The sequence below is a fragment of the Umezawaea sp. genome (assembly GCF_057122925.1).
Genome location: NZ_DBNGPQ010000123.1, coordinates 11,316 through 25,181 on the forward strand (window position 1 = coordinate 11,316; position 13,866 = coordinate 25,181).

At 76.4% G+C, this 13,866-nt stretch carries 1 protein-coding gene; it reads right to left on the reverse strand.

The window, feature by feature from the left end; genetic code table 11:
* Positions 1-13: 13 nt before the first annotated feature.
* Positions 14-13,816, reverse strand: a complete 13,803-nt coding sequence (locus AC156L_RS27700) for an SDR family NAD(P)-dependent oxidoreductase (RefSeq protein WP_484407386.1) — start codon at positions 13,814-13,816, stop codon at positions 14-16.
* Positions 13,817-13,866 lie beyond the last annotated feature (50 nt).

The following is a 13,866-nucleotide window of genomic DNA, read 5'->3' on the forward strand; positions in this document are numbered from 1 at the left end:
CGCTCCGTTCTCGTCAGCCCGTGCTGAAGTCGGTGTCGAGCAGTGCGAACAGCTCGTCGGCACTGGCGGTCTCCAGTTCGCCGCCGCGGGAGGGCGTTCCCCGCTCGGTGGGCGCGCCGCGCTCGTCCCAGCGCCGCAGCAGCGCGCGCAGCCGCGCGCCGACCTTCTCGTCGGCGGGCAGCCCGTCCAGGACGCCGTTGAGGCGGTCCAGGTCGGCCAGCGCCAGCGCCACCGGGTCCGGCGGCGCGCAGAGCCGCTCGTGCAGGTGCCGCGCGAGCGCGGCGGGGGTGGGCTCGTCGAACACCACGGTCGCGGCGATGGCGAGCCCGGTCGCGGCGACCAGGCGGTTGCGGAACTGCACCGCCAGCAGCGAGTCGAACCCGGCGGCGGCGAACGGCGCGTCGGCCTGGACCCCGCCCGCCCCGGTGTGGCCGAGCGCGGCGGCGGCCTGCTCGGTGACCAGGGTCAGCAGGGCGCGCAGCTGCTCGTCGGCGGAGAGCCCGGCCAGCCGTTCGGCCAGGCCGTCGCCGCCGGTGGTGTCCCGCCGTCGCGCCTCACGGGTCTCGGGCAGTTCCGCCAACAGGTTGAGCTGACGCGGTGAGGACACGGTGGACACGATCGACGTCCAGTCGACGTCGAGCACCGCGACCTCGGGCTCGTCGTGGTCCAGCGCCTGCCGGACGGCGGCCATCACCTCGTCCACGTCGACCGCGCGCTGCTGCGGTTCCCAGCCGCCGACCGCGACCGCGACGGCCCGTCGACCCGCCACCCGCGCCAGAGCGGCCGTCCCGACGCACCGCGCACCGGCCGCGCCCTGCCGCGCCGCGCCCCACAACCCGCCGAGCGGGTGCAGCAGGACGACGGTGTCGGCGGCCGGGATGTCCGGCAACACCCCGAGATCCACGTCCGGCAGCACGCCCCCGGCCGGTTCGGACGGGAGCACCTGGATGACCGTGTCCGGGTTCTCGTCGACCTCCTCCACGCCGTTGCGGTCGAGCCACGCCGTCAGCTCGGCGGCGAGGGCCGCGTCGGCTCCGCGGACCTGGACGCGACCGGGTTGCCACGGCCGGTCGCCACGCGGCGGCGAGCCGAACGGCACCAGCCTGCGAACACGAACCCCGTCGGCCCGCACCCGGAGCTGGTCCTCCTCGCCACCGAGCACACCGGCCAGGCGGGCGATCACCGTGTCGTCGGCCTCACGCGGAAGGTCGACCAGACCGCCCCACCGCTCCGGCTGCTCCAGCCCCAGCACCTGCCCGGTCCCCCACACCCGCGCCTGGTCGGGGTCGTGCTCGGCGTCGGTGGTGACCAGCCACAACGGGATCGCCGGGTCCAGTCGGCGCACCAGGTCGAGGGTCGCGTCGGGCGGCAGCGCCGACACGACGCCGATGGCCATCCCGACGTCCTCGGGATCGGTGACCACACGGGCGCCGGGAAGTGCCGCAGCGGGGTGGCCGTCCACAGGGGTGACGACCACCCAGCCGTCGAGGGGGCGCGGTGCGGGGTCCGGCAGCCTGCGCCATTCCGTGCGGTAGGTGAGCTGCCGGGCGGGCGCGGCACCGGAACGGCCGGGGGTGGGCAGCCAGTACCGCTCGTTCTGGAACGGGTACGTCGGCAGCGCGACGAGCCGTCCCGCGCCGGTGATCGTGGTCCAGTCCACGTGGGCGCCCGCGACCCACGCCTCGGCCAACGCGGTGAGCAGCCTGCGGCGGCCCCCGGCGTCGCGGCGCAGCGTGCCGAGCGCGGCGACGGGCCGGTCCGCCGCGGTGCCCTCGATGGCGGCGACCAGCACCGGGTGCGGGCTCACCTCGACGAACACGGTGTGGCCACCGCTCACGAGCTGGTCGGTGGCCGCGCCGAAGCCGACCGGTTCCCGCAGGTTGCGGTACCAGTACCCGGCGTCCAGCGCGGTGCCGTCCACGAACTCGCCGAGGACGCTGGACAGCAGCGGCACGTCGGTGGCGCGCGGCTCGATGCCTGCCAGCGCGGCGAGCAGCTCGTCGCGCAGCGGCTCGACCTGGGCCGAGTGCGCGGCGTAGTCGACCGGGATCGACCGGGCCCGCAGGCCGTCGCGCACGCAGTCGGCGACCAACTCGTCCAGCGCGTCCGGCTCCCCCGCCACCACCACGGCGTCCGGCCCGTTCACCGCGGCGATCTCGATCCGACCGGCGTACCCGGCCAACCGCTCCCTTGCCACGGCCTCACCGGCGGCGACCGCGACCATGCCGCCGTGCCCCGAGATGGCCAGGATCGCCCTGCTGCGCAGCGCGACCACCCTGGCACCGTCCTCAAGGGACAGCGCCCCGGCCACCACGGCGGCGGCGATCTCACCCTGCGAGTGACCGACCACGGCCGTGGGCTCGACACCGTGCGAACGCCACACCGCCGCCAGGGACACCATCACCGCGAACAGGGCGGGCTGCACGACGTCGACCCGCTTCAACGCCTCCTCGTCGCCCAGCACCTCCCGCAGCGACCAGTCCACGTGCGCCGCCAACGCCCGTGCGCACTCGTCCAGCCGCGCCGCGAACACCGGCTCCTCGGCGGCCAGTTCCAGCGCCATGCCGGTCCACTGCGTGCCCTGACCGGGGAAGACGAACACGACACCGCCACCGGTCGCACGGCCCCGCACGACGTTCGGCGCGGTGTCCGGCGACGCGAGCCCGGCGAGGTGGTCCCCGACGACCACGGCCCGGTGCTCGAACCGCGGCCTCGCCGCGAGCGTCCGCACCAGGTCCGCCGGGGCGACGGGACCGCCCCGCAGGAACTCACCCAGCCTGGCGGCCTGGTCGCCCACCGCGCGAGCGGTCCGGGCGGACAGCGGCAGCGGCAGGTCATCAGCCGGGGCGCGCTCGACGACGTCGTCGGGGACGTGTTCGAGGACCACGTGCGCGTTGGTGCCGCTCATGCCGAACGCGGACACGCCCGCGCGGCGCGGGCCGTCCCACGGCCGGGGTTCCTCCAGCAGCAGCGCGTTGCCGGTCGACCAGTCGACCTGGGCGGACGGCTCGGCCACGTGCAGGGTGCGCGGCTGCACGCCGTGCCGCATGGCCATGACGACCTTGATGATCCCGGCGATGCCCGCCGCGGCCTGGGTGTGGCCGATGTTCGACTTCACCGACCCCAGCCCGAACGGCCGGTCGCGGTCCTGGCCGTAGGTGGCCAGCAGCGCCGTCGCCTCGATGGGGTCGCCCAGGGTGGTGCCGGTGCCGTGGGCCTCCACGAGGTCCACGTCGGACGGTTCCAGGCGCGCGTTGGCCAGCGCCTGCCGGATGACCCGCTGCTGCGCGAGCCCGTTGGGCGCGGTGAGGCCGTTGGACGCGCCGTCCTGGTTGACCGCGGTGCCGCGCACCAGCGCCAGCACCGGGTGCCCGAGGCGGCGGGCGTCGGACAGCCGTTCCACGACCAGGACCCCGACGCCCTCGGACCAGCCGGTGCCGTCGGCGCCGGCGCCGAACGACCGGCACCGCCCGTCCGCGGACAGCCCGCGCTGCCTGCTGAACTCCACGAACAGGTCGGGGCTCGCGACGACGGCCGCACCGCCGACGAGCGCGAACGAGCACTCGCCCGCCCGCAGCGACTGGCCCGCCAGGTGCAGCGCCACCAGCGACGACGAGCACGCCGTCTCCACCGTGACGGCGGGGCCCTCGGTGCCGAGGGTGTAGGCGATCCGGCCGGACGCGACGCTGGTCACCGTTCCGGCGAGCAGGTGGCCCTCGACCTCGCCCGCGGGGCCGGTGCCGTACCCCTGCCCGGCGACGCCCACGAACACGCCGCCCGTGCTGCCGCGCAACGAGGACGGGTCCACGCCCGCGCGTTCCAGGGCTTCCCAGCTCGCGGTCAGCAGCAGCCGCTGCTGCGGGTCCATCGCCAGGGCCTCGCGGGGTGAGATGCCGAAGAACGCGGCGTCGAAGTCACCCGCGTCGGCCAGGAACCCGCCGCCGCGCGCGTAGAACGTGCCCGCGTGGTCGGGGTCGGCGTCGTAGAGCCGCCCCAGGTCCCAGCCCCGGTCACCGGGCAGCTCGCCGATGGCGTCGCGGCCCTCGTCCACCAGCCGCCACAGGTCCTCCGGGCTCGCGACCCCGCCGGGGAACCGGCACGCCATCGACACGATCGCCAGCGGTTCGTCCGGGGCGGACGCGGTCGTGGGAGCCGCGGTGGCGGGCACGTCGTCGCCCAGCGCGGCGGCGAGCGCGGCGATGGACGGGTGGTCGAACACCACGGTCACCGGCAGCGCGCGACCCGTGCGCTCCACCAGGCGGTTGCGCAGGTCCACGGCGAGCAGCGAGTCGAACCCGAGGTCGCGGAACGAGCGGTCGGCGTCCAGGGCCACCGCGTCGGCGTGCCCGAGGACGTCCGCCGCGAGTTCGGCCACCTCCCGCCGCGACAGCGCCCGCACGGGTGCGTCCACGGTGGGCTCGACCGCGGGCCGGGCCTCGGGCAGGTCGCGGAACAGCGCGCTCGGGCGGGTCGCGGTGAACGTCGGCAGGAAGCGCGACCAGTCCACGTCGGCCACGACGATCGCGGTCTCGTCGGTGTCCAGGGCGTGCCGCAGCGCAGCCAGCGCGACGGCGGGCGACAGAGCGGTCAGGCCGAGCCGCTGGGCCCGGAGGCCCGTCTCGCCCGCGCCCATGCCCTCCCCGGCCCACGGGCCCCACGCCACCGACGTGGCCCTGCGCCCGCGCCTCCTGCGGTCGACGGCGAGCGCGTCCAGCGCGGCGTTGGCGGCGGCGTAGCCCGCCTGTCCCCCGCTGCCCCAGGTCGCGGCGACCGAGGAGAAGAGCACGAACGCGTCCACGTCACCGACGAGGGCGTCCAGGTTCTCCGCGCCGAGCACCTTGGCCGCCGCCTGCGCGGCGAGGTGGTCGGGCGTGCAGTCGGCGAAGGCGCGGTCGGTGGCGACCCCGGCGGCGTGGAACACGCTCGTGAACGGCCCCGCCTCGGCGACCAGCCGCTCCACCTGCTCGCGGTCGGCGACGTCGCACGCCAGCACGGTCGTCGGCACGCCGAGGTCGGGGACCTCGCCGCCGGACCGGCTCACCAGCACCAGCTCGTCGGCGCCGTGCTCGGCCAGCCAGCGGGCGACGTGCCCGCCGAGCCCGCCGGTGCCGCCCGTGACCAGCACCCGGCCGCTCGGCCGCCAGCGCGAGCCGGACCGGGTCCGGTCCGCGCGCACCAGCCGGCGGGCCCGCACGCCGTCCCGGCGGACCGACACCTGGTCCTCGCCGGACTCCCCGCCCAGCACCGCCACCAGGTCCGCCACGTCGGCGTCCGGCGACCAGTGGACGAGTCCGCCCCAGCGGTCCGGGTGTTCCAGCGCGGCCACGCGGCCCATGCCCCACAGCTGGGCCTGGCGCGGGTCGTCGGGGTCGGCGAGCACCCACACCGGGGCCTCGGCGCCCGCGACCACGTCGACCAGTTCGGCGGGCGAGGTGCCGGGCAGCACCAGCACCCCGGCGGGCTCGCCCTCGCCCAGCGCGGCGGCGATCCGGTCGGCACCCGGCGCGTCCCCGACGAGCCGCCACGACCCCGTCCGCGAGGCCTCGACCGGGACGGGCGTCCACTCGACCCGGTACAGCAGCCGGTCCACCGCCGCCGTGGCCGCGAACCGCCCCTCGGGCCAGAACCTCTGGCGCTGGAACGGGTACAGGGGCAGGTCGACGTGCTCGCCGCCCGCGAGCCACCGCACCGGCACGCCCCGCACGTGGGCGTGGGCCAGCGCGCCGACCACCGTCTCCACCTCGGAGCGGTCGTCGCGCAGCAGCGGCACGGCCCCGTCGACCAGCGTCGACAGCACCCCGCCGGGGCCCACCTCGAACACGGTGGCCGCCCCCAGGGCGCGGACGCCGTCGGCGAACCGCACGGTCTCGCGCACGTGCCGCACCCAGTGGTCCGGCGACCGCAGCTGCTCGGCGCTCGCCGGGGCGCCGGTGCGGTTGGAGATCACGTCCAGCCGCGGCGCCCGGTAGGTCAGCCCTGCCGCGACCTCGCGGAACTCGGCGAGCACGGGGTCCATGCGGGCCGAGTGGAACGCGTGGCTGACCGGCAGCAGCTTGGTGCGCCTGCCCAGGGCGCGGAAGGCGTCCGCGACCCGCTCGACGGCGTCGGCGTCACCGGACAGCACGACCGCGGTGGGACCGTTGACCGCGGCGACGTCCAAGCCGGAGTCGGCGACCTCGTCCTCGGTCGCCTCGACCGCGACCATCGCCCCGCCCGGCGGCAGCGCGTCCATCAGCCTGCCGCGCGCGGCGACCAGGTCCACGGCGTCGGGGAGGTCCAGCACGCCCGCGAGGTGCGCGGCGGTCAGCTCTCCGACGGAGTGGCCGAGCAGCACGTCCGGCCGCACCCCGCGGTCGTCGAGCAGCCGGGCCAGCGCGACCCCGACGGCGAACAGCGCGAGCTGCGTGTACCGGGTGCGGTCGAGCAGACCGTCCCCGCCGTCGAACAGCACCTCGCGCAGCGGCCGGTCGAGGTGCCGGTCGGCGAGCGCGCACACCTCGTCCAGCGCGGCGGCGAACACGGGCTCCGCCGCGTACAGCTCCGCCCCCGCCCCGACCCGCTGACTGCCCTGGCCGGGCAGCAGGAAGGCGATCCGGCCCGGTTCACCCGCGACGCCGGTGGTCGTCCGCTCGCCGATCACGGCGCGGTGCGGCAGGTGCGCGCGCCGGGTGGCCAGCGCGTCGGCGAACTCCGGACGCGCCCGCTCGACCTGGACGCGCAGCGCCTCCGGGCTCGCGGCCGACACCAGCAGCGGCGTGGGCAGCCCGGCCGGTCGGGGCGCGGGGGCGGGCGCGGGTGGGGCGCTCTCCAGGATCACGTGGGCGTTGGTGCCGCTGACGCCGAACGCCGACACGCCCGCGCGGCGCGGACCGTCGTGGGCGGGCCACGGCTCGCGCTCGGTGACCAGCCGCAGCACGGCCGGGTCCCAGTCGATCTCCGGGTTCAGCTCGGTGGCGTGCAGGGTCGGCGGCAGCTCGGCGTGCCGGAGCGCGAGCACCGTCTTGATCACGCCCGCCACGCCCGCCGCGGCCTGGGTGTGGCCGATGGCGGACTTGACCGCGCCCAGCAGCAGCGGCCGGTCCCGCCGCCCGTAGGCGGCGCGCAGGGCGTTGCCCTCGACCGGGTCGCCGAGCCGGGTGCCGGTGCCGTGCGCCTCGACGACGTCCACCTGCTCCGGCGCCACGCCCGCGTCGGCCAGCGCGTCGGCGATCACCCGCTGCTGCGCCACACCGTTGGGGGCGCTGAGGCCGTTGGACGCGCCGTCCTGGTTGACCGCGCTGCCGCGGATCACCGCGTGCACCCGGTGGCCGCGGGCGTGCGCGTCGGACAGCCGCTCCAGCACCAGCACGCCGACGCCCTCGCTCCAGCCGGTGCCGTCGGCGTCGGCGGAGAAGGCCTTGCAGCGGCCGTCCGGGGCCAGGCCGCGCTGCCTGCTGAACTCGGTGAACAGCCACGGCGTGCTCATCACCGTCGCGCCGCCCGCGATGGCCTGCTCGCAGTCGCCGCGCCGCAGCGCCTGCACGGCCAGGTGCAGCGCGACCAGCGACGCCGAGCAGGCGGTGTCCACGGTCAGGGCCGGGCCCTGGAGGCCGAGCACGTAGGAGATCCGCCCGGACAGCACGCTCGCCAGGTTCCCGGTGAGGCGGTGGCCCTCGGGCACGTCGGCGCCACCGGCCAGCGCGACCGGGTAGTCCTGGCCGTTGGTGCCGACGAACACGCCGACGGGACGGCCGCGCAGGTCGGTGGGCGCGATCCCGGCGTCCTCCACCGCGTGCCACGTGGTCTCCAGCAGCAGCCGCTGCTGAGGGTCCATGGTCAGCGCCTCCCTCGGCGAGACGCCGAAGAACCCGGCGTCGAAGTCGGCCGCGCCGCTGAGGAACCCGCCCTCGCGGGAGTAGCTGGTGCCGGGGTGGTCGGGGTCGGGGTGGTAGAGCGCGCCGACGTCCCAGCCGCGGTCGGTGGGCCACGGCCCGACGGCGTCCCGCCCGGACACCAGCAGCCGCCAGAGGTCGTCGGGGGTGTCCACGTCGCCGGGGAAGCGGCAGCCCATGCCGACCACGGCGATCGGCTCGTGCTCCGCCGCGGCGGCCCTGGCCGCGACCGGCGCGTCCGTCGGGCCGTCGAGGTGGTCGGCGAGCGCCTGCGGCGTCGGGTGGTCGAACAGCGCGCTGGTGGGCAGGCGCAGGCCGAGCGCGGCGTTGAGCCGGTTCCGCAGCTCCAGCACCGTCAGCGAGTCCAGGCCCAGCTCGGCGAACGCCGTGCGCACCGGCACCGCGTCCCCCGACGCGTGCCCGAGGACGGCGGCGAGGTGGGTGCGGATGACCTCCACGGTGGACCCGCGCGCCTCGGGTTCCGCCGCCACGCCGGGGAGTTCGGCGACCAGCGCCCTGCGCAGCCCGGCCGCCTCGGCGTAGCGGCCCCAGTCGACGTCGGCGACCACGGTCAGCGGGTCGGTGACCCGGCCGAGCAGCTCCACGGCCCGCTCGGGGTCCATGCCCGGCAGCCCGCGGGCGGCCAGCTTCGCGGCGAGGGCGTCCTCCAGCATCCCCGCCCCGCCCCACACGCCCCAGGCGACGGACAGGCCCGGCTGCCCGGCCGCGCGGCGGCGGGCCACCAGCGCGTCGAGGGAGGCGTTCGCGGCGGCGTAGTTGGCCTGCCCTGCGTTGCCGACCACGCCCATCACGGACGAGAACACGACGAACGCGTCCAGCTCGCCCGCGAGGTCGTGCAGGTTGACCGCGGAGGTGACCTTGGCCCGCAGCACGGACTCCAGCCGCTCCGGGGTGAGCGCGTCCAGCGCGGCGTCGTCGCGGACACCCGCGGCGTGCACCACGGCGTCCACCGGGTGTTCGGCCAGCAGCCGCGCCAGGTCGTCGCGATCGGCCACGTCGCAGGCCAGCGCGGTGACCGCCGGTCCGAGGTCGGGAAGGCCGGGGGTGTCCGGGCCGCGGCGGCTCACCAGCAGCACCCGCTCGGCGCCCGCGTCGACCAGCCAGCGCGCGACCGTCACGCCGAGGCCGCCGGTCCCGCCGGTCACCAGCACGGTGCCCCGCGGCGTCCAGCCCTCCGGGGAGCGCAGCCCCGGCAGCAGCCTGCGGCCGTGCAGACCGCTCCGGCGCACCGCGAGCTGGTCCTCGTCGCCGAACGCGAGCGCGGCCACCACCAGCGCGGCACCGGCCGGGTCCAGGTCGCGGGGCAGGTCGATCGCGCCGCCCCAGCGGTCCGGGTTCTCCAGGCCGAACGACTTGGCCAGCGCGATCGTCGCGGCCTGCTCGGGTGAGAGGTCCTCGGTGCCGTCGACGGCCACCGCGCCGCGGGTCAGCACCCACAGCGGCCGGGTCGTCGACCGCGCCAGCTCGACCGCAGCCCACAGGTCGGCGTGCTCGCCCAGCGCCAGCACGCCCGCGAAGTCGCCGTCCGGCAGGCCGTCGGTGGTGACGTCGAGCCCGGCGTCCCGCAGGGCCGTGACGACGTCCGCGCCTGCCCCGTCCTCGGGCAGCACCGCCAGCCACCGCCCGGTGGGAGCGGCCTTCGGCGTGAGCCTGCGCCAACCGATCCGGTAGCACCACGAGTCGTCCACCGCGGCGGACGCCACCGCCCGCGCGGGCTCCAGCCACAGCCGTTCGCCCTGGAACGGGTAGGTCGGCAGGTCGACGCGCCCGGTCACGCCGTCGAAGAACGGCGCCCAGTCCACCGCGACCCCGTGGACGTGCAGCCTGCCCACCGCGGTGAGGAACTGCCGCGGCCCGTCCTCGTCCCGCCTCAGGGTGCCGGTCACGGCCGCGTCCGGCACGGCCTCCGCGATCCCCGGCGTCAGCACGGGGTGCGCGCTCGCCTCGACGAACGCGCGGAAACCGCGGTCCGCCAACGCGGTCACGGCGTCGGCGAACCGCACGGGCTGCCGGAGGTTGCGGTACCAGTACCCGGCGTCCAGGTCGGCGCCCTCGGCCCAGTCCGCGGTCACCGACGACAGGAAGGGCACCCGCGCCGCCCGCGGCGCGATGCCGTCCAGCGCCGTGCGGACGTCCTGCTCGATCCGTTCGACCTGCTCCGAGTGCGACGCGTAGTCCACCGGGATACGCCGGGCCCCCGGCACCGACGCCACCCCGGTGACACCACCGGACACCACGACCGACGACGGGCCGTTCACCGCGGCCACCGACACGCCGTCCGGCAGCAGGGCCAGCACCTCGTCCAGCGGCAGCTGCACCGACGCCATCGCACCGCTGCCCGCGAGGGCGAGGATCGCCCTGCTGCGCAAGGACACCACCCGCGCACCGTCCTGGAGGGACAGCGCCCCGGCGACCACGGCCGCGGCGATCTCGCCCTGCGAGTGGCCGAGCACCGCGTCCGGCTCGACACCCGCCGAACGCCACAGCTCCGCCAGGGACACCATCACGGCCCACAGCACGGGCTGCACGACGTCCACGCGCTCCAGCGCCTCGGCGTCACCGAGGACGTCCGCGAGCGACCAGTCCACGAACGGGTCCAGCGCGGCCTCGCAGTCGGCCATCGACCGCGCGAACACCGGCGACCACCCCAGCAGGTCGCGGGCCATCCCGACCCACTGGGAACCCTGGCCGGGGAAGACGAACACGACCTTGCCGCCGGGACCGGTGCCCTCGACCACGAGCGACCGCAGGCCGTCCAGCAGCTCCTCGCGGCCGGCACCCACGACGACGGCCCGGTGGTCGAACGACGTCCGCGTGCGGACCAGCGACGCCCCCACCGCGGCGGGGTCGAGCGCGTCGTCCGCGCGCACCCGTTCCAGCAGCCGGGCCGCCTGCTCGCGCACCGCGTCCCCCGTGCGGGCCGACAGCACCCACGGCCGGACCGCGAGCGGCGCGACGGCCGCCGCGGGCTCCTCCTCGGGTGCTTCGGCCAGCACCGCGTGCGCGTTGGTGCCCGAGATGCCGAACGACGAGATCCCCGCGAGCCGGGGCCGGTCGGCGGTCCGGGGCCACGCCCTCGGCTCGGCGAGCAGCGCGAGGTGCCCCTGCGACCAGTCCACCCGCGTGGACGGCACGTCCGAGTGCAACGTCCGGGGCAGCACCTCGTGGCGCAGGGCGAGCACCGTCCTGATCACCCCGACCACACCGGCCGCCGCCTGCGTGTGGCCGATGTTCGACTTCACCGAGCCCAACCACGCCGGACGTTCCGCGTCACGGCCCTGCCCGTAGGTCGCGAGCAGCGCCTCGGCCTCGATGGCGTCGCCGAGGACCGTGCCGGTGCCGTGCGCCTCGATCGCGTCGACGTCGCGGGCGGTCACCCCCGCGTCGGCCAGCGCGGCCCGGATCACCCGCTGCTGCGACGGCCCGTTGGGCGCGGTGAGCCCGTTGGAGGCACCGTCCTGGTTGATCGCCGTGCCCTTGACGATCGCGAGCACCCGGTGGCCGTTGCGGCGCGCGTCGGACAGCCGTTCCAGCACCACGACCCCGACGCCCTCGGCCAGGCCGAACCCGTTCCCCTCCTCGGCGAACGACCGGCACCGCCCGTCCGGCGACAGCGCCCCGAGCTGCGAGAACTCCACGAACGTGTCCAGCGTCGGCAGCACGGTCGCCCCGCCGGCCAGCGCGAGGTCCGACTCGCCCGACCGCAGCGACCCGACCGCGAGGTGCAGCGCCACCAGCGACGACGAGCACGCCGTGTCCACGGTGACGGCGGGCCCCTCCAGGCCCAGCGCGTACGCCACCCGACCCGACGCGACACTGCCCGTGGACCCGGTGAAGCCGTACCCCTGCAACCCGGACGCCGGGTCCAGCGGCGACCCGTACCCGAGCGTGTAGAGCCCGGTGAAGACGCCGGTCCGGCTGCCCGGCAGCGTGTCCGGCACGATGCCCGCCGACTCCAGCGCCTGCCACGACGTCTCCAGCAGCAGCCGCTGCTGCGGGTCCATCGCGAGCGCTTCCCTCGGTGAGATCCCGAAGAACGCGGCGTCGAACCGGTCCGCGTCGTGCAGGAACCCGGCCTCGCGCTGGTAGTGGCGGCCGGGCGTGCGGGGTCGCGGGTCGTAGCCCGCGGTGTCCCAGCCCCGGTCCACCGGGAACGGGCCGACCGCGTCCACGCCGCGGGCCAGCACCCGCCAGAGGTCGTCGGTGCCGTTCACCCCGCCGGGCAGCCGGCACCCCATGCCCACGATGGCGATCGGATCGTCGTGCACCCGAGCGGGCCGTGCCTCTTCGACGGCCGTGGTCCGTCCGTCGAGGTACTCGGCCAACCTCGCCGGGGTCGGGTGGTCGAACACCACCGCGACGGGCAGCGGAACGCCCAGCGCCTGCGAGAGCTTCGCCCGCACCTCCAGCGCCGTGACGGAGTCCAGCCCCAGTTCCACGAACGACCGCCGCCGGTCGGCCGCGCTCAGCGCCTCGCCACCGAGCACCGACGCGGTCACCGAACACACCACGTCCAGCGACTCGACGGCCGGGCTCGCGACGTCCACCACGGGCGTGTCGACGTCGAGGTCCAGCGGCGGGACCTCCGCGTCCGCACCGTGCGCGTTGACGGCCCAGTCGGCCCGCGCACCGGCCGCGTACAGCTCGCCCATCGCCGCGTACACGGCCCGCGGCCCGCCGTGACCTCGCCGGAGCGTGGCGCACACCGCGCTGGTGCTCCCCGCTTCCTCCACCATCTCCAGCATCGCCCCGGTGAGCAGCGGGTGCGGACTGACCTCCAGCAGCACGCGTCGCCCGCCGTCGTCGAGCAGCGCCCGGAACGCCTCGTCGAACCGCAGCGGATCACGCAGGTTGCGGCACCAGTAGTCGGCGTCCATCGGCACCTCGCCGAGCAGCCCACCGGTCAACGACGAGTAGTACGGCAGGTCCGGCGTCCGCGACCGCACCGACGCCAGGTCCGCCCGCATCCGCGGCACGATCGCGTCGAACTGCGGCGAGTGCGTGGCGAGGTCCACGGCCGACCGACGCGCCGACACCCCGGCCGCGGTCATGGCCGCCACCAGGTCGGCGGCGGCCCCGCTCCCACCGGACACCAGCACGGTGGTGGGACCGTTCACCCCGGCGACCACCAGTTCGCCGTCGTAGCGACCAACCCACTCGCGCACCACGTCCACCGACGCCCGCACCGACACCACGTCACCGAGCCCGGCGAGCGGCACCTGCGCGATCCCCCGCAACGCGGCCACCCTCGCCCCGTCGTCCAGGCTCAGCGCACCGGCCACGACCGCCGCGGCCACCTCACCCAGGCTCTGCCCCACGACAGCGGCGGGCCGCACCCCCAGCGACAGCCACACCTCGGCCAACGACACCTGAACCGCGAACAACAACGCCTGCACCACATCGACCCGATCGAGCATCCCCCTGGTGGTCGGGTCGGCCACCACCTCCACCACCGGCCAGTCGACGAACGCCTCCAGGGCCTGCGCGCACTCGTCCATCCGCGCCCTGAACACCGGCGAAGCGGCCATCAACCCGCTGGCCATCCCCGGCCACTGCGAGCCGATGCCGGAGAACACGAACACCGGATCAGCCGTCTCCGCGGCCCCCACGGCCACCTCACCACCGAGCCGCCCCGACGAAAGCCCGACCAGCCCGTCCAGCAGCGCCTCGCGGTCCCGCCCACCGACCGACGCCCGCCACGACCGCGCCGCGGGCCCTCGTTCCGCTGCCTGCCCCGGTTCCAGCCGCCGCTCCGACGAGCCTGCCCGCGCCATCAACCAGCGCCCGACCTCGTCCACACCCACGTCAGGCAGCCCCCGCAGCCGCCCCTCCAACCGCCGGGCAACGTCCCGCAGCTCAGGCAGCCCCTCCGCGGACAACACCCAGGGCACCGAGCCGCCGTCCTCGCCCAGCGACATCTCCATCCGCTTCCTTCCCCAACGTTCGGCGCTAGTCCCACCCCGCCGGGGCCCGC